Source organism: Xanthobacter variabilis, from assembly GCF_043831965.2.
Taxonomy (GTDB): domain Bacteria; phylum Pseudomonadota; class Alphaproteobacteria; order Rhizobiales; family Xanthobacteraceae; genus Xanthobacter.
Genome location: NZ_CM195533.1, coordinates 2390424 through 2412566 on the forward strand (window position 1 = coordinate 2390424; position 22143 = coordinate 2412566).

General features: G+C 65.4%; 15 protein-coding genes and 3 tRNA genes. 17 read left to right on the plus strand and 1 reads right to left on the minus strand.

Annotated features, from left to right (window positions below; translation table 11 throughout):
- Window positions 1–288: 288 nt before the first annotated feature.
- Window positions 289–1137 carry a 23S rRNA (guanosine(2251)-2'-O)-methyltransferase RlmB gene (rlmB, locus tag V5F26_RS10350; RefSeq protein WP_394059302.1) on the minus strand — a complete coding sequence of 283 codons (849 nt, stop codon included), beginning with the start codon at window positions 1135–1137 and terminating at the stop codon, window positions 289–291.
- 289 nt (window positions 1138–1426) lie between these two features.
- Between rlmB and V5F26_RS10355 the strand changes: the two genes are divergently transcribed.
- The 17 genes from V5F26_RS10355 (at window position 1427) to V5F26_RS10435 (ending at window position 22129) form a co-directional block, all read left to right on the plus strand.
- Window positions 1427–1511, plus strand: a tRNA-Tyr gene (locus V5F26_RS10355).
- Window positions 1512–1763: 252 nt separating this feature from the next.
- Window positions 1764–1837 (plus strand) — tRNA-Gly (locus tag V5F26_RS10360).
- Window positions 1838–1968: 131 nt separating this feature from the next.
- Window positions 1969–3159, plus strand: coding sequence for an elongation factor Tu (tuf, locus tag V5F26_RS10365; RefSeq protein ID WP_234052099.1), 1191 nt, complete (start codon window positions 1969–1971; stop codon window positions 3157–3159).
- A 578-nt stretch (window positions 3160–3737) separates the two neighbouring features.
- A tRNA-Trp gene (locus V5F26_RS10370) sits at window positions 3738–3814 on the plus strand.
- Window positions 3815–4069: 255 nt separating this feature from the next.
- On the plus strand, window positions 4070–4267 hold the full coding sequence (gene secE / locus V5F26_RS10375; RefSeq protein ID WP_234052098.1) for a preprotein translocase subunit SecE: 198 nt from the start codon (window positions 4070–4072) through the stop codon (window positions 4265–4267).
- An 18-nt stretch (window positions 4268–4285) separates the two neighbouring features.
- Window positions 4286–4816 (plus strand): transcription termination/antitermination protein NusG, encoded by a 531-nt coding sequence (gene nusG, locus V5F26_RS10380; protein WP_234052097.1) that lies wholly within the window; start codon window positions 4286–4288, stop codon window positions 4814–4816.
- Window positions 4817–4984: 168 nt separating this feature from the next.
- The gene (locus tag V5F26_RS10385; RefSeq protein ID WP_394945879.1) at window positions 4985–5203 is read left to right on the plus strand and encodes a cysteine rich repeat-containing protein; all 219 of its coding nucleotides are present in this window, start codon (window positions 4985–4987) and stop codon (window positions 5201–5203) included.
- 266 nt (window positions 5204–5469) lie between these two features.
- Window positions 5470–5919, plus strand: coding sequence for a 50S ribosomal protein L11 (rplK, locus tag V5F26_RS10390; RefSeq protein ID WP_234052095.1), 450 nt, complete (start codon window positions 5470–5472; stop codon window positions 5917–5919).
- Window positions 5920–5924: 5 nt separating this feature from the next.
- Window positions 5925–6623 carry a 50S ribosomal protein L1 gene (gene rplA / locus V5F26_RS10395; RefSeq protein ID WP_234052094.1) on the plus strand — a complete coding sequence of 233 codons (699 nt, stop codon included), beginning with the start codon at window positions 5925–5927 and terminating at the stop codon, window positions 6621–6623.
- Between the two features lie 603 nt (window positions 6624–7226).
- Entirely contained in the window at window positions 7227–7745 is a 519-nt protein-coding gene (rplJ, locus tag V5F26_RS10400; protein ID WP_234052093.1) for a 50S ribosomal protein L10, read from the plus strand.
- Window positions 7746–7817: 72 nt separating this feature from the next.
- Entirely contained in the window at window positions 7818–8198 is a 381-nt protein-coding gene (gene rplL, locus V5F26_RS10405; RefSeq protein WP_234052092.1) for a 50S ribosomal protein L7/L12, read from the plus strand.
- Window positions 8199–8481: 283 nt separating this feature from the next.
- Window positions 8482–12558, plus strand: coding sequence for a DNA-directed RNA polymerase subunit beta (gene rpoB, locus V5F26_RS10410; RefSeq protein ID WP_394945880.1), 4077 nt, complete (start codon window positions 8482–8484; stop codon window positions 12556–12558).
- 99 nt (window positions 12559–12657) lie between these two features.
- Window positions 12658–16854 (plus strand): DNA-directed RNA polymerase subunit beta', encoded by a 4197-nt coding sequence (gene rpoC, locus V5F26_RS10415; protein ID WP_394057447.1) that lies wholly within the window; start codon window positions 12658–12660, stop codon window positions 16852–16854.
- 1211 nt (window positions 16855–18065) lie between these two features.
- Entirely contained in the window at window positions 18066–19082 is a 1017-nt protein-coding gene (locus V5F26_RS10420; protein ID WP_394945881.1) for a L,D-transpeptidase, read from the plus strand.
- Window positions 19082–19972 carry a penicillin-insensitive murein endopeptidase gene (gene mepA, locus V5F26_RS10425; RefSeq protein ID WP_394945883.1) on the plus strand — a complete coding sequence of 297 codons (891 nt, stop codon included), beginning with the start codon at window positions 19082–19084 and terminating at the stop codon, window positions 19970–19972. Before V5F26_RS10420 ends, mepA begins: the two co-directional genes overlap by 1 nt.
- Window positions 19973–19989: 17 nt before the next feature.
- Window positions 19990–20898 (plus strand): alpha/beta fold hydrolase, encoded by a 909-nt coding sequence (locus tag V5F26_RS10430; protein ID WP_234052087.1) that lies wholly within the window; start codon window positions 19990–19992, stop codon window positions 20896–20898.
- Window positions 20899–21079: 181 nt separating this feature from the next.
- Window positions 21080–22129 (plus strand): GHMP family kinase ATP-binding protein, encoded by a 1050-nt coding sequence (locus V5F26_RS10435; RefSeq protein WP_394057454.1) that lies wholly within the window; start codon window positions 21080–21082, stop codon window positions 22127–22129.
- Window positions 22130–22143: the final 14 nt, after the last annotated feature.

Sequence of the window (22143 nt, forward strand, 5' to 3'; positions counted from 1 at the left end):
GGCTTGGTCCCTGCCATGGCGTGGGCCGCGGGGGAGGACTTGGGCGAGCCGCAGCGCGCGCGGCCATGCTCAGCGGCATGCGCCGACGTCAGGCGGTGGACAGGCGTTCCTCCTTCGGCTCGCGGGCCGCCTCTTGAAGCGGGCGGTAAGGCAGAGCTGAGCGCTCACGCGCCCGCCGGTATTGTGACGGGGATGATGAAATGCGACGATAGTCTATTAGTCTTAGGTGCAATGCCGCAAGGTGAGTTGCGGCGGTAGCGCAATGGCGCCTTGCACGAAAAGCGTGGCTCAGCCCCGCTTCAGGGCGTGGCGGGCGACCCCCAGAGAGAGCGCGGCGGCGTTGGAGACGTTGAGGCTCTTGATGGCGCCCGGCAGGTCGATTCGCGCCAGCACATCACAGGTTTCGCGCGTGAGCTGCCGCAGCCCCTTGCCCTCGGCGCCGAGCACCAGTGCGAGCGGCGCGCGCAGGGGGGTATCCTCCAAATCGGCGGCGCCCTCGCTGTCGAGGCCGACCACCAGCATGCCGTTGTCCTTCAGCTCTTTGAGAGCGCGGGCGAGGTTCTGCACCAGGCAGATGGGCACATGCTCCAGCCCCCCGGAGGCGCTTTTGGCCAGAACGCCCGTGGCCGCCGGGCTGTGGCGCGCGGTGGTGACGATGGCGCTCACCGCGAAGGCGGCGGCGGACCGCACGATGGCGCCCACATTGTGCGGATCGGTGATCTGGTCGAGCACCAGCACGAGATCGGTCTTGGCAATGTCCTTGAGCGCGGGGGAGGGCAGGTGGTCCACCTCCGCCAGCAGGCCCTGGTGCACCGCGTCCGCGCCCACCAGCTTGTCGATGTCCGACGGGCGCACCAGCTCGGGCGTCACCGGCAGGGCGAGCCCGGCTTCCTCGATGCGGTGAACGGCATTTTCCGTCGCCAGGATCTTGCGGAAGCGACGCTGGGGATTCGCCAGCGCCTCCGCCACCGTGTGCCAGCCGTAAAGCAGCGCGATGTCATCCTCGCCCGCCCAGGCGGGAGCGCCGCCCTTGCCGGGATGGCGCGGGCGTCCGCCCGCTGCGCCGAAGCTCTTGCCGCCAAAGGGACGCCGGGGACCGCCGGAGCGCGGCGGCTTATGGGGAGGACGATCGGACATGGTCGAGGCTTTGTCAGAGCCGACGCCCCGACGCAAGAGGGAGAAGGCCCCGCAACGTCCGCGAGACAGCTGGCAACAGCCGCGTCATCCACAGCTCGATCGTCCTGCTGCGCTTTTGCGGTTGACTTGAGCGAGGTCGCCTTACATAAACCCGGTCCTCAGCCGGCGTCCGACACGTTCGCGTCGCTGGCTGACGGTTCGGAACACATGAGATTCGCTTGCGCATCGCATGGAGCCGGGCCGTGATGACCCGCCCGAATAGGGCGGTCACGACGACGGGCCGTCGTATGGAGGGGTGCCCGAGTGGTTAAAGGGGACGGACTGTAAATCCGTTGGCTCTGCCTACGTTGGTTCGAATCCAACCCCCTCCACCACCCGTCGTCGCGGAGGCCGGCAACGGCCGCCATCGCTCGCAAGAGCATTCAATTTCCCACACGCGCTGCTGAGTGCGCCGGGTGGGCCGACAGGCCTGCCGGGCTTGAGGCGATGTGTCGCGAAGGCGCGCATCGGCCCGTGGGGCTGCGTGGTGTCCAAATGCGCTTCCGGACGGGTGCTGGGAAGTTACCCCCAGGCTTGTTTGCGGTCTCTTCCGCCGCGGCGATGCGCGTGTTATGGCTCACCACGAGGCGGGTGTAGCTCAATGGTAGAGCAGCAGCCTTCCAAGCTGAATACGAGGGTTCGATTCCCTTCACCCGCTCCAATCTCCACGCGATTCGCACGCAGGGCGCCGGCCACCTGAAGCACGGGTCTTGCATCCGCGCGCGAAACCACCTATCCCACGGCGGCTTTTTTTGCGGCCCGTGCGGGCGCCCGACCGACTGAGAGAAAACGATGGCCAAAGAGAAGTTCAACCGTTCGAAGCCGCACTGCAACATCGGCACCATTGGTCACGTCGACCACGGCAAGACCTCGCTGACCGCGGCGATCACCAAGATCCTGGCCGAGACCGGCGGCGCCACCTTCACCGCCTACGACCAGATCGACAAGGCGCCGGAAGAGAAGGCGCGCGGCATCACCATCTCGACCGCTCACGTCGAGTACGAGACCCAGAACCGCCATTATGCGCACGTCGACTGCCCCGGGCACGCCGACTATGTGAAGAACATGATCACCGGCGCGGCGCAGATGGACGGCGCCATCCTGGTGGTGTCCGCCGCTGACGGCCCCATGCCCCAGACCCGTGAGCACATCCTGCTCGCCCGTCAGGTCGGCGTTCCGGCCCTGGTGGTGTTCCTCAACAAGTGCGACATGGTCGACGATCCGGAGCTGCTCGAGCTCGTCGAGATGGAAGTGCGTGAGCTTCTGTCCAAGTACGACTTCCCCGGCGACGATATCCCGATCGTCCGTGGCTCGGCCCTCGTGGCCCTCGAGAACGGCGACCCCGTGCTCGGCCGTGACGCCGTCCTGGAGCTCATGACCCAGGTCGACGCCTACATCCCGCAGCCGGAGCGTCCGGTTGACCTGCCGTTCCTGATGCCCATCGAGGACGTGTTCTCCATCTCCGGCCGCGGCACCGTGGTGACCGGTCGCGTGGAGCGCGGCATCATCAAGGTCGGCGAGGAAGTGGAAATCGTCGGCATCCGTCCGACCGTGAAGACCACGGTGACCGGCGTCGAAATGTTCCGCAAGCTGCTCGACCAGGGTCAGGCTGGTGACAATGTCGGCATCCTGCTGCGTGGCACCAAGCGTGAGGACGTGGAGCGCGGCCAGGTCGTGTGCAAGCCCGGCTCGGTGAAGCCCCACACCAAGTTCAAGGCCGAAGCCTACATCCTGACCAAGGAAGAGGGCGGCCGTCACACTCCGTTCTTCACCAACTATCGCCCGCAGTTCTACTTCCGCACCACGGACGTGACCGGCGTGTGCACGCTGCCGGAAGGCACCGAAATGGTGATGCCCGGTGACAACGTGTCGATGGACGTGGCGCTGATCGTTCCGATCGCCATGGAAGAGAAGCTGCGCTTCGCCATCCGCGAAGGCGGCCGCACGGTCGGCGCCGGCGTGGTTGCCTCCATCATCGAGTGATGATGGGGGATGGACCTTGTGTCCATCTCAAGAGTTCGGAAGGGGCGGTGCTTCGGCGCCGCCCTTTTCTTTTGCGTGTGTCTTTGTGCTCCGGCTTTTGGTGCCATCCTGCCCCCCTCGTCGTCGGTGCAGGGGAGGCAGCTGTGCCCAGTCCGGCCGCCTTGCGAAGGGTGTGGCTGCAAAGGCGCGCCGGGCTATCGGGGCCCCGACGGTCGCTGCGTGCGTTTCAGGAATCTCGACCGGGTCGTGCGGGGATCCGCGCACGACCCGTTGTGTCTTCGAGAATGCCCCGGGGACCGGCGCGAATCAGGACTGTGCGGGTTCAGGCAAGCCGTATGGTTCGCGCACGGAGCCCAAGGGTGGCGGCAAGCCGGAACCGTGAGCCATTCAACTTTCAACGCCGATGGGCTGGGGACGACACCATTGCCGGTGCGCGATCCCCTTTACAGATGCCCCGCATGCCTCTACACACACGCTACCGATGCGCTGGGTCGCTTCCCGGCGCGGCGGGCTTTACCCTCGGATGCCGCGCGCCCAATGCTTCAAGCAGGTCGGCTGCGCCATGCGGGGCGAGGCCTAGGAGTGTAGCTCAACTGGTTAGAGCACCGGTCTCCAAAACCGGGGGTTGGGGGTTCGAGTCCCTCCACTCCTGCCAGCTTCCGCCATCGGGCGGGGCGGCAGGGTCAAAAGCGGCGGTTCGGGATGGGGTCGGCGCGAGGGGCGCTTCAGCCCGCGCTTTGAGCATCCCATATCAACCCGGCTCGGTTCAGCGCTCGCACCCTTCCGGAAAGGGCTAAGGCGGGCTATTTGAGTTTCCGGCGGCGGCGCGCGCAATCGGGCGCGGGGCGTCCTCGAACAAGGAGAGGTGGCGGTCACCGGGAGCTTTTCCCAAAGGGCCGCCGTGTCACGCATGGCGAAGAACAGTCCTGTCGAGTTCTTTCAACAGGTCCGCGCCGAAACGGCGAAGGTCACCTGGCCGACCCGGCGCGAGACTCTGATCACCACGGCCATGGTGTTCGTGATGGTGTTCCTCGCCGCCATCTTCTTCTTCGTCGCCGATCAGGTCATCCGGTTCGGCGTGTCCACCCTGCTCACCATCGGGCACTGAGGCGGCGGGAAGGGTTCCATGGCAAAACGTTGGTACATCGTCCACGCCTATTCCAACTTCGAGAAGAAGGTGGCCGATTCGATTCGCGAGCAGGCGGAACAGCGCGGCCTGACCGATCTGTTCGATGAGATTCTGGTGCCGACCGAGAAGGTCGTCGAAGTGCGTCGCGGCCGGAAGGTCGACGCCGAACGCAAGTTCTTCCCCGGCTACGTGCTGGTGAAGATGGACCTGACGGACGAGGCCTTCCACCTCATCAAGAACACCCCGAAGGTGACCGGCTTCCTGGGCGCCGATAACAAGCCGATGCCGATTTCCGAATCGGAGGCCATGCGCATCCTGCAGCAGGTCCAGGAAGGCATCGAGCGTCCCAAACCCTCCGTGTCGTTCGAAGTGGGCGAGACGGTGAAGGTGTCCGACGGGCCGTTTGCCTCCTTCAATGGCATTGTCGAGGAAGTGGACGACACTCGCTCCCGCCTCAAGGTTGCCGTGTCGATCTTCGGCCGCGCGACCCCGGTGGAGCTGGAGTTCAATCAGGTCGAGAAGGTCTGACGGCTTTCTTCGATCCCTTTCCGACGTGGAGGAGGCGCGGGCGACCGCGCCTTTTCTTTTGCCCGCACGGTTGGGTCCATTTTCTGCATGGTGCGCGTCTCGGGCGCCCCCTAGCGTGCCTTCGGGCGGCCAACTCCTCCGCACATGGTCGCTTCCGGAGGCTTGGATATGAAGAGGGTTGTTTTGGCGCTGGCCATCGCCGGCAGCACGGTGTTCGCGTCGTCGAGCTTCGCGCAGGAACAGGTCATCCAGTACTGCAAGCCGGATATCGAGCGCCTGTGCCCCACCGTTCCGCCCGGTGAGGGGCGCCTGCTGAAATGTTTGAAAGCCCATGGCGAGCAGATTTCCGTGGGCTGCGCTAAGGCGCTGCAGAAGCTGAAGGGCTGAGGCACCCGCGCCCCGCTTTCTTGCCTGCGGCGGCGCGAAAATGCACGGGCGGGGGGCCGCAGGGCCTTCCCCCGCGGCGGCGTATCATGTAGATGACCTCAGCACTCGGCTGCCGAGTGCATCCATACGCGGGAGGCGTGCCCGGTTCGCCAGCCGGAATTCGCCCGCCGAACCGCGGTCCTCAGTCCGCACGCCCGTGATCTTCCGATCGCGCCGGCGTGCATTGGCATCTTCGGCCGGCTGCCGAAATGCCGGGGAGTTTTTTGATGGCGAAGAAAATCGCAGGTTACATCAAGCTGCAGGTGCCCGCCGGCAGCGCCAACCCGGCGCCGCCCATCGGCCCCGCGCTCGGTCAGCGCGGCTTGAACATCATGGAGTTCTGCAAGGCGTTCAACGCCCAGACCGGCCAGCTCGAAAAGGGCATGCCGATCCCGGTGGTGATCACCGCCTACCAGGACCGCTCCTTCACCTTCGAGCTGAAGACCCCCCCGGTCTCCTACTTCCTGAAGAAGGCCGCCGGCCTCGACACGAAGAAGAAGCCCGGCACCGGCTCCAAGACGCCCGGCAAGGGCGGCTTCGTCGGCAAGGTCACGCGCGCCCAGATGGCCGAGATCGCCGAGAAGAAGATGAAGGATCTGAACTGCGACACCGTTGAGGCGGCCGTTCAGATGATCGAAGGCTCGGCCCGTTCCATGGGCCTTGAGGTTCAGGGGTGAGCGTCATGGCGAAGGAAGGTAAGCGCATCCGCGCCGCCCACGAGGGCATCGACCCCACCAAGCTCTACGCCCTGGATGAGGCCCTGGCCCTCCTGAAGGAGCGTGCCACCGCCAAGTTCGACGAGACCATCGAGGTCGCGATGAACCTGGGTGTGGATCCCCGCCATGCGGACCAGATGGTTCGCGGCGTCTGCAACCTGCCCAACGGCTCCGGCCGCACGGTGCGCGTTGCCGTGTTCGCCCGCGGCGCCAAGGCTGACGAAGCCAAGGCTGCCGGCGCGGACATCGTGGGCGCCGAGGATCTCCTGGAGACCATTCAGGGCGGCAAGATCGACTTCGATCGCTGCATCGCGACCCCCGATCTGATGCCGCTGGTCGGTCGTCTCGGTAAGGTGCTGGGCCCGCGCGGCCTGATGCCGAACCCGAAGGTCGGTACCGTCACCATGGACGTGAAGGGCGCCGTCGCCGCCGCCAAGGGCGGCGCCGTGGAGTTCCGCGTTGAGAAGGCGGGCATCATCCACGCCGGCGTCGGCAAGGCGTCGTTCTCGGCCGAAAAGCTCGCCGAAAACATCCGCGCCTTCGCGGACGCGGTGGTGAAGGCGAAGCCCGCGGGCGCAAAGGGCACCTATGTCCAGCGCATCGCGGTCTCCTCCACCATGGGGCCGGGCCTCAAGGTGGAGCCGGGCTCCGTCGTCAGCGCCTGATCCCAGGCTCATGCAGCTCTGCAAGACCGCGGCGGGATCCCTCGCCGCGGTCTTGTCGTTTTAAATGCATGAAGGGCGTGACAAGTCGTCCTTAGCGCATTATATGAGCTCCTTCCCGATGGGTCGTTCCGCGGGGAAAATGAGTTTCAAGCTTTCGCCCGTGACTGGGCGAAAGGGCTGGGAGGGTTCGCCCGCCCGGCCTCGTCGTCTATCCTGGTGCCAATTCTTAACGGAATTCGGTGGCGGGGTTGGCGGCAGTCCTGTCCGAGACTGCAGGCGCCTGAGCTCCGAAAGGTGGCTTCAGGCTTAATTCTTGCGCCGCTCCAAGGGGTGGCATGGCAGAGCCCGCATAGACGGGGAAAACCGGAATTTCGGATTGGCCATCCCGTGGGGTGGTCGGTGGAGATCGGTTCGAACCAGCGCCTTGTGTGTCGTCCCCGGTGATTGTGCCGGTGGGGATCCGAGGGGACAGGGCATGAGCGCCGCGCGCTGCGGCCGGCATGCCGTTTTTGACGGGTCCGGCCGCGACGTGCGGCAAGGCGCAACCGGCGGAGGTCTTCCCGCAAGGGGAGTGTTCCGCCACAGGCTTAAAGAGAGCCAGACGTGGATCGAGCGGAAAAACAAGAGCTCGTCACGGCGCTTTCGGAAGTGTTCAAGACCACTTCCGTCGTCGTGGTCGCCCACTATTCCGGCCTCACCGTGGCCCAGATGTCGAACCTGCGTCGACAGATGAAGGCTCAGGGTGCGACCGTGAAGGTGGCAAAGAACCGCCTCGCCAAGATCGCTCTGGAAGGCTCCGACGTCGCCCATGTGGCGCCCCTGCTGAAGGGGCCCACGCTGATCGCTTATTCGAGCGATCCGGTGGCGGCGCCGAAGGTGGCTGTCGACTTCGCCAAGGCCAACGACAAGTTCGTGATCCTTGGTGGCGCGATGGGCACCACGGCCCTCAATGCGGATGGTGTGAAGGCGCTTGCCACCATGCCGTCCCTGGATGAACTGCGCGCAAAGCTCGTCGGCCTTATCCAGGCTCCGGCGACCAAGATTGCGCAGCTCAGCACCGCGCCGGCTGCAAAGCTGGCCCGCGTGTTCGGGGCCTATGCCAAGAAAGACGAAGCTGCGTGAGGACCTGGCCGCCGACATTGGCGGCCTGATCTCGCAAATCTCGAATTCGAACCTATCTCAAGGAAGACACCCATGGCTGATCTGACCAAGCTCGTCGACGAGCTCTCCGCCCTCACCGTGCTCGAGGCTGCCGAGCTGGCCAAGCTTCTCGAGGAGAAGTGGGGCGTGTCCGCGGCTGCCGCCGTGGCCGTGGCCGCCGCTCCCGGCGCCGCCGGCGGCGCTGCCCCGGCTGCCGAGGAGCAGACCGAGTTCACTGTTGTCCTGGCTTCCGCCGGCGACAAGAAGATCGAGGTCATCAAGGAAGTGCGCGCCATCACCGGTCTGGGCCTGAAGGAGGCCAAGGATCTGGTGGAAGGCGCTCCCAAGCCCGTCAAGGAAGGCGTGGCGAAGGACGAGGCCGAGAAGCTCAAGGCCCAGCTCGAGAAGGCTGGCGCCAAGGTCGAGCTCAAGTGAGCCTTTGATGGTTGCGCCCCGCTTCGCGGCGGGGTGCAGCTCAGGGATCGCCCGGGGCTTCCGCCCCGGGTGGTGCCGATGAGGTTGGAGTGTAGGACGGTTCCCCCGGCTGCGGTCAGGCTTAAGGCTTGCCGCGGCCGGGAGAGCCGTCATGGTGCTGAAAGGGGAGGGCGCTTGCGCCTGTTCTCTTGCGGCGGACGGCGAAGTGGTTCCGGTGCCGGCATGGCGAGCCTTCCTTGGGAGGGTGCCGGCCCGAAGGGGACCTGGACGGACGAGGATCGAGATGGCGCAAACGTTCACCGGTCGTAAGCGGATCCGCAAGTTCTTCGGCAAAATCAAGGAAGTGGCCGAGATGCCGAACCTCATTGAGGTTCAGAAGGCGTCTTATGACCAGTTCCTGCAGATCGAGGAACCTAAAGGCGGGCGCGACGACGATGGTCTGCAGGCGGTCTTCAAGTCGGTGTTTCCGATTTCCGACTTCGCCGGCGCGGCCATGCTGGAGTTCGTCCGCTACGAGTTTGAGCCGCCGAAGTATGACGTCGACGAGTGCCGTCAGCGTGGCATGACCTTCGCGGCGCCGCTGAAGGTGACCCTGCGCCTCATCGTGTTCGATGTGGACCCGGATACCGGCGCTAAGTCGGTGAAGGACATCAAGGAACAGGACGTCTACACCGGCGATATTCCGCTGATGACGATGAACGGCACGTTCATCGTCAACGGCACTGAGCGCGTTATCGTCTCGCAGATGCACCGCTCGCCCGGCGTGTTCTTCGACCACGACAAGGGCAAGACCCATTCCTCGGGCAAGCTGCTCTTCGCCGCGCGTATTATTCCCTATCGCGGTTCCTGGCTCGACATCGAGTTCGATGCCAAGGACATCGTGTATGCGCGCATCGATCGGCGTCGCAAGATCCCGGTGACGAGCCTGCTCTATGCGCTGGGCCTCGATGCCGAGGAAATTCTCGACACCTTCTACGAGAAGATCATGTTCTCGCGGGACAAGGACGGCTGGCGCATGCCGTTCGATCCCAAGCGCATGAAGGGCTACAAGGCGGTTTCCGACCTCATCGACGCGGATACGGGCGAAGTGGTGCTGGAGGCCGGCAAGAAGCTGACCGTGCGCGCGGCGCGCCAGCTGGCCGAGAAGGGGCTCAAGGCCCTCAAGATTTCCGACGAGGAAATGGTTGGCCAGTATGTGGCCGAGGATCTGGTGGATGCGCAGACCGGCGAGATCCACGCGGAGGCCGGCGACGAGCTCACCGAAAAGAGCCTCAAGCAGCTGGACGAGCTGGGCTATGGCGAGATCCCGGTGCTGGACATCGATCACGTCAATACCGGCGCCTATATTCGCAATACCCTGGCTGCCGACAAGAACGTGGCCCGGGAGGACGCGCTCTTCGACATCTACCGTGTGATGCGTCCGGGTGAGCCGCCGACCCTCGATTCGGCGCAGGCCATGTTCCATTCGCTGTTCTTCGATGCGGAGCGCTACGACCTCTCTGCCGTGGGCCGCGTGAAGATGAACATGCGCCTGGATCTCGACTGCCCGGACACGGTGCGCGTGTTGCGCCGCGAGGACATCCTCGCCGTCATCAAGACGCTGGTGGAGCTGCGCGACGGCAAGGGCGAGATCGACGATATCGACCATCTGGGCAATCGTCGCGTGCGTTCGGTTGGCGAGCTGATGGAGAATCAGTATCGCGTCGGCCTGCTGCGCATGGAGCGCGCCATCAAGGAGCGGATGTCGTCCGTCGACATCGATACCGTGATGCCGCAGGACCTTATCAATGCGAAGCCGGTGGCGGCTGCGGTGCGCGAGTTCTTCGGTTCGTCGCAGCTGTCGCAGTTCATGGACCAGACCAACCCGCTCTCCGAGATCACGCACAAGCGTCGTCTCTCGGCCCTGGGCCCGGGTGGTCTGACACGCGAGCGCGCGGGCTTCGAGGTGCGCGACGTGCACCCGACTCACTATGGCCGCATCTGCCCCATCGAGACGCCGGAAGGCCCGAATATCGGCCTCATCAACTCGCTGGCGACGTTCGCCCGCGTGAACAAGTACGGCTTCATTGAGGCGCCCTATCGCCGGGTGGTCGACAGCAAGGTCACCGACGAGGTGGTCTATCTGTCCGCCATGGAGGAGGGGAAGTACTACGTCGCCCAGGCGAACATTCCGCTGAATAAGGATGGCGGGTTCGTTGAGGACCTGATCATCTGCCGCCATGCCGGTGACGTGCTGATGGTCTCGCCTGATCGCGTGGACTTCATGGACGTGTCGCCGAAGCAGCTGGTGTCGGTTGCCGCAGCGCTCATCCCGTTCCTCGAGAACGACGACGCGAACCGCGCGCTCATGGGCTCGAACATGCAGCGCCAGGCGGTGCCGCTGGTGCGTTCGCAGGCTCCGCTGGTGGGCACGGGCATGGAAGCCGTGGTGGCCCGCGACTCCGGTGCCGCAATCGCAGCGCGGCGCACGGGCATCATCGACCAGGTGGATGCGACCCGTATCGTGATCCGGGCGACGGAAGAGCCGGATCCGTCGAAGTCGGGTGTGGACATCTATCGACTGATGAAGTTCCAGCGTTCGAACCAGTCCACTTGCATCAACCAGCGTCCGCTGGTGCGTGTGGGCGATCAGGTGCGCAAGGGCGATATCATCGCTGATGGCCCGTCGACGGAACTGGGTGACCTGGCCCTCGGCCGTAACGTGCTCGTCGCGTTCATGCCGTGGAACGGCTACAACTACGAAGACTCCATTCTGCTCTCGGAGAACATCGTCAAGGACGACGTGTTCACCTCGATCCACCTCGAGGAATTCGAGTGCATGGCCCGCGACACCAAGCTGGGTCCGGAGGAAATCACCCGCGACATTCCCAACGTCTCTGAAGAGGCGCTGAAGAATCTCGACGAGGCGGGCATCGTCTATATCGGCGCCGAGGTGAATGCCGGCGACATCCTGGTGGGCAAGATCACCCCCAAGGGTGAGAGCCCGATGACGCCGGAAGAGAAGCTTCTGCGCGCCATCTTCGGTGAGAAGGCCGCGGACGTGCGCGACACGTCCCTGCGCCTGCCGCCGGGCACCAAGGGGACCATCGTCGAAGTGCGCGTGTTCAACCGTCACGGTGTGGACAAGGACGAGCGCGCTCTGGCCATCGAGCGCGAGGAGATCGAGCGGCTCGCCAAGGACCGCGATGACGAGCAGGCGATCCTCGACCGTAACGTCTACGGCCGACTGACCGAGATCCTCGACGGCAAGACCGCCATTGCGGGCCCGAAGGGCTTCAAGAAGGACAGCGTGGTTACGCGCGAGATCCTGACGGAGTTCCCGCGTTCGCAGTGGTGGCTGTTCGCGGTGGCGGATGACGCCATCATGAGCGAGCTGGAGGCGATCCGCGCTCAGTACGACGAGTCGAAGAAGCGGCTTGAGCAGCGGTTCCTCGACAAGGTCGAGAAGCTGCAGCGTGGCGACGAGCTGCCTCCCGGCGTGATGAAGATGGTGAAGGTCTTCGTCGCCGTGAAGCGCAAGATTCAGCCGGGCGACAAGATGGCCGGCCGTCACGGCAACAAGGGTGTCGTGTCGCGCATCGTGCCGATCGAGGACATGCCCTTCCTGGCGGACGGCACGAACGTCGATATCGTGCTGAACCCGCTGGGCGTGCCCTCGCGCATGAACGTGGGCCAGATCCTGGAAACCCATCTGGGCTGGGCCTGCGCGGGCCTCGGCAAGCAGGTGGCGGCAGCGGTCGACGCCTATTATGCCCAGAATGACCTCAAGCCTCTGCGCGAGCGGCTCGAGACCATTTACGGCAAGCCGGAGATCGAGCAGCTCAAGGACGAGGAGCTTCCTGAGCTGGGCGAGAACCTGCGCAAGGGTGTGCCGATCGCGACTCCGGTCTTCGACGGCGCCCACGAGGATGACATCGAGCACCAGCTGGAGATGGCGGGTCTCGACCCGTCGGGCCAGTCGACGCTGTTCGATGGCCGCACCGGTGAGCCCTTCGACCGTAAGGTCACTGTCGGCTACATCTACATGCTGAAGCTGCACCATCTCGTGGACGACAAGATCCACGCGCGCTCCATCGGCCCTTACTCGCTGGTCACCCAGCAGCCGTTGGGCGGCAAGGCGCAGTTCGGTGGCCAGCGCTTCGGCGAAATGGAGGTGTGGGCGCTCGAAGCCTATGGCGCCGCCTACACGCTGCAGGAAATGCTGACCGTGAAGTCGGACGACGTGGCCGGCCGCACCAAGGTCTACGAGGCCATCGTGCGCGGCGAGGACACGTTCGAGAGCGGAATTCCGGAGAGCTTCAACGTGCTCGTGAAGGAAATGCGCTCGCTCGGCCTCAATGTGGACCTCGAGAACAGCTAAGGGGCTCGCGACCCTTTCCGCTTGAAGCGGACTGCCGCCCCGGCGTGAGCGCCGGAGCGGCCTAACGGAATAGCCGCCCACCCCGTTTGGGAGCAGCACATGAACCAGGAAGTCCTGAACGTCTTCAATCCGACCGTTCCGGCCCCGAGCTTCAATCAGATCCGCATTTCGATCGCGAGCCCGGAGAAGATCAAGTCCTGGTCCTACGGCGAGATCAAGAAGCCGGAGACCATCAATTACCGCACGTTCAAGCCCGAGCGTGACGGCTTGTTCTGCGCGCGCATCTTCGGTCCCATCAAGGACTATGAGTGCTTGTGCGGCAAGTACAAGCGCATGAAGTACAAGGGCATCATCTGCGAGAAGTGCGGCGTGGAAGTCACGCTCTCGCGGGTGCGGCGCGAGCGCATGGGCCATATCGAGCTCGCCGCGCCCGTGGCCCATATCTGGTTCCTGAAGTCCCTGCCGAGCCGCATCGGTCTGCTGCTTGACATGACGCTGAAGGACCTGGAGCGCATCCTGTACTTCGAATATTTCGTGGTGACCGAGCCGGGCACGACGAAGCTGAAGTATCGCCAGCTGCTCTCCGAGGAAGAGTATCTGCGCGCCCAGGACGAGTACGGCGAGACCAACTTCACGGCCCTGATCGGCGCCGAGGCCATCCGTGAGCTTCTGCGCTCCATGGACCTGGAGAAGATCGCGGCCGACCTGCGCGTGGAGATCGCGCAGGCGACCACCGAGCTGAAGCCCAAGAAGCTCGCCAAGCGCCTGAAGATCGTCGAGGCCTTCCAGCTGTCGGGCAACAAGCCCGAGTGGATGATCCTGACGCACGTTCCCGTGATTCCGCCGGACCTGCGCCCGCTGGTTCCGCTGGATGGCGGCCGCTTTGCGACCTCCGACCTGAACGACCTCTACCGCCGCGTCATCAACCGTAACAACCGCCTGAAGCGGCTGATCGAGTTGCGCGCGCCGGACATCATCATCCGCAACGAGAAGCGCATGCTTCAGGAAGCGGTTGACGCCCTGTTTGACAACGGCCGTCGCGGCCGCGTCATCACTGGCGCCAACAAGCGTCCGCTGAAGTCGCTCGCCGACATGCTGAAGGGCAAGCAGGGCCGGTTCCGCCAGAACCTGCTCGGCAAGCGCGTCGACTATTCCGGCCGCTCGGTGATCGTGGTGGGTCCCGAGCTGAAGCTGCACCAGTGCGGCCTGCCGAAGAAGATGGCGCTGGAGCTGTTCAAGCCCTTCATCTATTCGCGTCTGGACGCGAAGGGCCATTCGGCGACGGTGAAGCAGGCCAAGAAGCTGGTGGAGAAGGAGCGTCCCGAGGTTTGGGATATCCTCGACGAGGTGATCCGCGAGCATCCGGTGATGCTGAACCGCGCGCCGACGCTCCATCGCCTGGGCATTCAGGCGTTCGAGCCGGTGCTGATCGAAGGCAAGGCGATCCAGCTCCATCCGCTGGTCTGCTCCGCCTTCAATGCGGACTTCGACGGCGACCAGATGGCCGTCCACGTTCCGCTTTCGCTGGAAGCCCAGCTGGAAGCGCGCGTGCTCATGATGTCCACCAACAACATCCTGCACCCGGCGAATGGACAGCCCATCATCGTGCCGTCGCAGGATATCGTGCTCGGGCTCTATTACCTCTCGCTGATGCGGGAGAATGAGCCTGGCGAGGGCATGCTGTTCGCCAACATGAACGAGATCGACCATGCGCTGAATGCGAAGGCGATCACGCTTCATACCAAGATCAAGGGCCGCTACACCGGCATCAATGCCGATGGCGAGGAATACACGAAGATCTATGAGACCACCCCTGGTCGCATGAAGATCGGTGAGCTCCTGCCGCGGCACAAGAAGATCTCCTTCGACGTCGTCAACAAGGCGATGACGAAGAAGGAAATCTCGAACATGATCGACACGGTCTACCGCCACTGCGGCCAGAAGGAGTCGGTGATCTTCTGCGACCGCATCATGTCGCTCGGCTTCTACAACGCGTTCCGCGCCGGCATCTCGTTCGGCAAGGACGACATGGTGGTGCCGAAGAAGAAGTGGGAGCTGGTGGAAGAAGCGCGTGCTCTGACGAAGGAGTACGAGCAGCAGTACAATGACGGCCTGATCACCCAGGGTGAGAAGTACAACAAGGTCGTTGATTGCTGGGGCAAGTGCACGGACCGCATCGCCGAAGAGATGATGAAGGAAATCTCGTCGGTGAAGAAGGATCCGGAGACCGGCCGCGAGAAGCCGATCAACTCCATCTACATGATGAGCCACTCCGGTGCGCGTGGTTCGCCCACCCAGATGCGCCAGCTGGCCGCCATGCGCGGCCTGATGGCCAAGCCCTCCGGCGAGATCATCGAGACACCGATCATCTCGAACTTCAAGGAAGGCCTGACCGTGATGGAGTACTTCAACTCCACCCACGGCGCCCGTAAGGGCTTGGCCGACACCGCCTTGAAGACGGCGAACTCGGGTTACCTTACCCGCCGCCTCGTGGATGTGGCGCAGGATTCCATCATCACCGAGCGCGATTGCGGCTCGGATAAGGGAATCCACATGCGCGCCATCCTCGATGCCGGCCAGGTGGTGGCCTCGCTGGCCTCCCGCGTGCTCGGCCGCACGGCGGTGGAGGATGTGGTGGAACCCGGCACCGGCAACATCATCGTGCCCAAGGGCGCGATGATCGAGGAGCCGCATATCGACCGCATCAACAAGGCGGGCATCCAGGAGATCAAGATCCGCTCCGTGCTCACCTGCGAGACGCGGAACGGCGTGTGCGGGACCTGCTACGGGCGCGACCTCGCCCGGGGCACCCCCGTGAACATGGGCGAGGCGGTGGGTGTCATCGCCGCCCAGTCCATCGGCGAGCCGGGCACGCAGCTCACCATGCGTACGTTCCACATTGGTGGCGCGGCGACGCTGGCGGACTCCTCGTTCGTGGAGTCGAACTTCGAGGGCTCGGTCAAGATCCGCAACCGCAACGTGGCGCGGAACTCCGACGGCGACCTCGTGGTGATGAGCCGCAACCTCGCCGTGGTGATCGTCGACCACGATGGCACCGAACGCGCGGTCAACCGTATCCAGTACGGTGCCCGTCTGAAGGTGGACGAGGGCGATACCATCAAGCGCGGCCAGCGCATTGCCGAGTGGGACCCCTACACCCGTCCGGTTCTCACCGAGGTGGACGGCACGGTGGCCTTCGAGGACCTGGTGGAAGGCGCGTCCATGAACGAGACGGTCGACGAGTCGACCGGCATCGCCAAGCGCGTCGTGACCGACAGCCGTTCCGGCCGCGGGCCCGAGCTGCGCCCGGCCATCCTCATCAAGGGGCCGGACGGCAAGGTGTCGAAGCTGGCGCGTGGCGGTGACGCTCGCTATGCCCTTCCGGTGGAGGCCATCATCTCGGTGGACCCGAACCAGAAGATCAAGGCCGGTGACGCGGTGGCCCGCGTGCCCATGGAGAGTGCCAAGACGCGTGACATCACCGGCGGTCTGCCGCGGGTGGCGGAGCTGTTCGAGGCGCGGCGTCCGAAGGATGCGGCGATCATCGCCGAGATTTCGGGCACCATCCGCTTTGGCCGCGACTACAAGAACAAGCGCCGGCTCTCCATTGAGCCGTCGGACGGTGGGGATCCGGTGGAGTACCTGATCCCGAAGGGCAAGCACATCCATCTCCAGGACGGCGACGTGGTGGAGAAGGGCGATTTCATCGTCGACGGCAATCCGGCGCCGCACGACATCCTGGCGATCAAGGGCGTGGAAGAGCTTGCGGCCTTCCTCGTGAACGAAATCCAGGAGGTCTACCGGCTGCAGGGCGTGAACATCAATGACAAGCACATTGAGGTGATCGTCCGGAACATGCTGCAGAAGATGGAGATCGACGACGCCGGGGAGACCGACTTCCTGGACGGCGAGCAGGTCGACCGCATCGAGTTCATCGAGGCCAACGAAAAGGCGGCCGAAGAGGGCAAGAAGGGTGCGACCGGCCATCCGGTGCTGCTCGGCATCACCAAGGCTTCGCTTCAGACGCGTTCCTTCTTCTCGGCTGCCTCCTTCCAGGAGACCACCCGCGTCCTCACCGAGGCGGCGGTCAATGGCAAGGTGGATCCGCTGGAAGGTCTCAAGGAGAACGTCATCGTCGGCCGCCTGATCCCGGCCGGTACTGGCGCGCAGATGAACAAGCTGCGGGCCGTGGCGAACTCCCGCGACGACCTGATCGTCGCCACCCGCGACGAGCAAACCGAGGCCCCCGCCGCCTTGGTGGAAGGCCCGTCCGAAGCTCCGCCCCCGGCGGAGTGAGGCGACAGCGCAGACGTTTGAGAAAGGGCCGCCTCGTGCGGCCCTTTTTCGTTCCTGGCGGTAGTATTTGCAGACGGGGCGCGGTTGCCATGCGCCTCGGGCGGGCTCGCGGCTGGTCCGGCGGCGGGGGCAAGATCGACGGATGTCACGCGGTCGGATGGGTGGGCGGGAGCGGGGCGCTGGTGCCACCGAGGGGCGTGAATGCACGCTGGCGATTGGGTGCGCGGGAGCGCCGCGCGGAGGCCCCTGGGGACTTGAGCGGTGGGTTGCCGGGAATGCGGTGTAGATCATTGCGGACTGTGTGATGCGCGATCGGAGGTGCTGACGCAGTCAGGGCCGATATTTTGGCCGCGTTTCCTCCAGAGGAGACGGTGCCCGCGTGGCTCGGAAAACCCTGAGGCGCTGGTGGGGCTGAGGGTGCGGCCCATCCGGCCGCCGACCGGGGCATTGACCCTGTCGCTTTTGGCTGGGGCACAGGTGGTTCTGGCGAAGTCTCGCGCTGGCGGGGATTGACGCGGGAAAAGGGTTGGCGGCGTTCGGCAAGGGGAGCAACGCTGTCACCGTCGCAGCCGCTGATGGCCTCGAACGCGACGACGATGTCGCGTGCCAGTTCGGGGGTTCAGGCGACGACGGCCTCCGGAGTGTTGGAGATTCTCCGCGTCCGTTCGGATGGCAGGGGCCAGAGGTCGGGGACGGCACGCGACAGATCGCAGCCGACGACAGGCTGGGGCGCGGTGATGGCTCCTCTCCAGGTCGTGCGGGATCGGCAGTCCCAAGCAACGGTTCAGGGTTCCGCGACAGCGGAAGGGCCCGTTGCTCTCATGCTGGCTCCATGCCGTCAGGGGGGAGGGGCTCCCTTGCGCCGCGTCACTCTCTCACAGACCAAACCGACAGGGGCGCCGCGGGCGGGTGCTGGTCCTGGCGCGGAGCGTCCGCGCCCAGCTGCCGGCGGGTGCGCGTTCGGCCCTGCTGCGGCGGCGCATGGGGTTACGCATCGGGTGGCGGTATGCAGGAGCCAGGCCGGCGTCGGCTTCGGCGGGTTCCGGTGCGCGGATGCGCGCGCGCTGGCGTGCCGGAGCGAGGGCCCGCGGCTGCGGTCTCCGCCGGGAGATGTGCGGTGGGAGGGGCCAAGGGCGGACCGGAGCGTGGATATCAGAGGTTAAGCTCTGGCGCCCATAATCGCGCCGATGATTCGTCCGCGGAGTGCCGCCATGACCGACACGATCCGCCGCATGCCGCGCCTCGTCGCCCGGCGCGGCTTCCTCAAGATGGGGGCGGGGCTGGCCTGCGGGCTCGGGCTCGCGGCGCTGGCGCCGGCCACGGCGGCGGATGACCCGGACCTTGCCACCATCGCCGCGCTGAAGCCTGGGGAATATGTCTGGTATCCGGACCGCGCGCCTGCGGGCTTTGTGGCCGTGGTGGTGAATATCTCCGATCAGCGGGCCTATGTGTATCGCAATGGCCTGCGCATTGGCGTGTCGACCGTGTCCACGGGACGCGAGGGACATGACACGCCCACCGGGGTTTTCACCATTCTGGGCAAGGACGTGGACCACCATTCCAACGTCTATAACGAGGCGCCCATGCCTTATATGGAGCGGCTCACCTGGTCGGGGGTGGCGCTGCATGCGGGCGGCTTGCCGGGATACCCTTCGTCCCACGGCTGCGTGCATCTGCCCTTGGCTTTCGCCAAGCTTCTGTTCGCGATCACCCATGTGGGCACGCCGGTCATCATCGCGGATCGCCACACCGCGCCGCAGGATTTGCTGCATCCGGGGCTGGTGATGAGCGAGGGGTTGGAGCAACAGCTCGCCGTGGACGCCACCGGCGCCGGTGCGCCGGAGGATATGGTGAGCGCGGGCGAGGCGGTCTCCATGGTCGCGAGCGCGGCCGACCGCTCTTTGACCGTGCTGCAAGGCGCGCAGATGGTGCTGCAGGGCGGCATCAGCATCGCCAATCCCACGGCCCCGCTGGGCAATGTGGTTTATGTGCTGGCGAACCGTCAGGGCATGCCCCGGTGGACCGCCATTTCCTATGAGGGCGCCGGTGGTCCGGGCGGGGAGGCGCAGCAGGCGCTCGCGCGCATCACGGTGGATCCCTCCATCAATCGGCAGGTGGCCGCGCTGGCGAGGCCGGGCACCACGCTGTTCGTCACTGACCTGCCAGCCCATCCGGGCACCCGCAGCGACGACGGTTTCGTGATCCTCACGCACAAGATGGTGAGCTGATGGGCGCGCGCGCCAGTCTTGGGGCGGCGCTGGTGGCGCTGCTGGTTTCGGGCGCGGCGCTTGCGCAGCAGGCGGCGCCCGCCAAGGAGCTGTTCGGCCGCGTGCGGGCCCCGGCGGAGCAGTTTCTGCCCGAGGCCATCGGCTTTTATTCCAAGGGCTGCCTGGCCGGGGGCGAGGCGCTGCCCATCACCGGCCCGGAGGCGCGCGGCCCGCTGTGGCAGGTGATGCGCCTGTCGCGCAACCGCAATTACGGCCACCCGATGCTGGTTGCCTTCCTTGAGCGGTTCGCCCAGAAAGTGACGGAGGTGTCATCCTGGCGTGGCATCCTGGTCGGCGACATGTCGCAGCCGCGGGGCGGACCCATGCTGACCGGCCATGCTTCCCACCAGGTGGGGCTCGATGCGGACATCTGGCTCACCCCCAGCCCCGGCCGGGTGCTTTCCCGGGAGGAGCGCGAGAATATTTCCGCCACCATGATGGTGCGCAAGGACCGGCGCGACATCGACCCCGCCAGCTGGCGGCCCGACCACTGGAAGGTTGTTCGCGCCGCTGCGAGCGATCCGGAGGTCGAGCGCATTTTCGTCAATGCGGCCATCAAGAAGGCCCTGTGCCGGGATGCGACGGGCGATCGCTCGTGGCTCGCCAAGGTGCGCCCCTATTGGGGGCACGACTATCACATGCATGTCCGCCTCGGCTGCCCCAAGGGCAGTGCGGAGTGCAAGCCCCAGGAGCCTCCGCCGGGCGGCGACGGCTGCGGCGCGGAGCTCGACTGGTGGTTCTCCGACGAGGTGCTTCACCCCAAGCCCGACGAGAAGCCGGCCAAGCCGAAACCGCCCCTGACCCTTGCGGACCTGCCGGGTGCCTGTGCGACAGTGCTCAGCGGAAAATAAGCGAAGCCGAGGACATCATGACTGATCTTGACGACCTCTTTCCGGGCTTTTCCTCCCACCATGTGGACACCGCGGCCGGCCATATCTTTCTGCGCCAGGGCGGCAAGGGGCCGCCGCTGCTGCTGCTCCATGGCTTTCCCGAAAGCCATGTGATGTGGCACGAGGTGGCGCCCAAGCTGGCGGAGAGCTTCACCGTCATTGCGCCGGACCTGCCCGGCTATGGCTGGAGCGCGGCGCCCGAGCCCGGCGACGATCTGTTTCCCTACACCAAGCGCGCCATGGCGGCGGCCATGGTGGAGGTGATGGAGCATCTGGGTTTCTCCCATTTCAACCTGATGGGCCATGACCGCGGCGCGCGGGTGGGTTACCGGATGGGCCTTGATAATCCCGGCCGCCTCGACCGGCTGGTGCTGCTCGACATCATCCCCACCTACGCCATGTGGCACCAGATGGACCGGGCGCGGGCGCTGCAGGTCTACCACTGGTCGTTCCTGGCGCAGCCGCACCCCCTGCCTGAAAAGCTGATCGCCGGGCATCCGGCCTTCTACCTGGACTGGACCATGGCGAGCTGGACCGGCACGAAGGATCTCACCCCCTTCGACGTGCGGGCGCTGGCCTATTATCGGGCCGCCATCTCTTCGCCGGACCGCATCGCCGCCATGTGCGCGGACTATCGGGCCGGCGCCACCTTCGATCTGGCCCTTGACGAGGCGGACCTCGCCGCCGGCCGCACCCTCAGCTGCCCCACCTTCGTCGCCTGGGGCGAGGCGGGCATTCCCAGCCGGGGGGCGAGCCCGCTGGACGCATGGCGCGCCTTCGCGCCCGACGTCACGGGCGCTCCCGTTCCCGGCGGCCACTTCGTGTGCGAGGAGGCGCCGCGCCCGGTTCTTGATGCGGTGCTGCCCTTCCTGCTCGGGGATGCGTGACGCGGGGGCACGCGGGGCGAAAAGTTGCTCGCCGTCAATGCGCCCGGCGTGCTTCCATACCAGCGTGTTCCAGGCTAGGCCTGTTTCGCCAGCGATGATTTGAAGCGAGCAAACCGGCTCGGCCGGCCCCTCCACGTGACCCATCCCGCCTTTATAAGACCCCCAGGAAGGACGACATTCCATGGCCATCGGCGATGCGCTGAACGTTCGCGCCCGTGCACCCCTGCGCCTCGGGCTCGCGGGCGGCGGCACTGATCTCTCGCCCTATTGCGACGAGTTCGGCGGCAATGTGCTGAACGCCACCATCGACCGCTATGCCTATGCCCACATCCGCACCAACCGCATCGGCGCGCTGGTGCTGCGCGCCCGCGACGTGGACATGGAAGAGGTGTTGGAACCGAGCCTGGAGCACTCCATTCACGAGGGGCTGGTGCTGCATCGCGCGGTCTATGCCCACATGATGCGGACCTATTGCGACGGGGTGGCGCTGCCGCTCACCATCTCCACCACCATCGACGTGCCGGCGGGCTCGGGCCTTGGCGCGTCGTCGGCGCTGGTGGTGGCGCTGATCGAGGCATTCCGCTCGGCCCTGCAGCTGCCCCTGGGCCCCTATGACGTGGCGCGCCTCGCCTTCGAGATCGAGCGCGTGCATATCGGCCTCGCGGGCGGGCGGCAGGACCAGTATTCGGCGGCTTTCGGCGGGCTCAACTTCATCGAGTTCCTGCCCGGCGACCGCGCCATCGTCAATCCTCTGCGCATCCGGCGGGAACATTTGAACGAGTTCGAGGCCTCCCTCGTCATCTGCTTTTCCGGGCAGTCGAGGCACTCCGAGAACATCATCAAGGAGCAGGTGGCGGGCTTGAAGCAGCTCGATGGCAAGACCATCGAGAACATGCACAAGCTGAAGCAGGACGCCATTGAGATGAAGGTGGCGCTGCTGAAGGGCGACATTCGCGGCACGGCGGAAATCCTGGGGCGTTCCTGGGCGGCTAAGAAGGCCACCGCGGCCGGCGTCGCCACCGAGCAGGTGGATCGGCTCTTCAACGAGGCGATGGCGGCCGATGCCTGGGCGGGCAAGGTTTCCGGCGCGGGCGGCGGCGGCTTCCTGATGTTCCTCACCGATCCGGAGAACGTCTATCGCCTGAAGAAGGTGCTGAACGCCGCCGGCGGGCAGGCCAGCTCCGTGAAGTTCAATTTCGACGGCGCCGAGGGTTGGCCCATCTGCACCTGAGCGGCGGAGCGGGT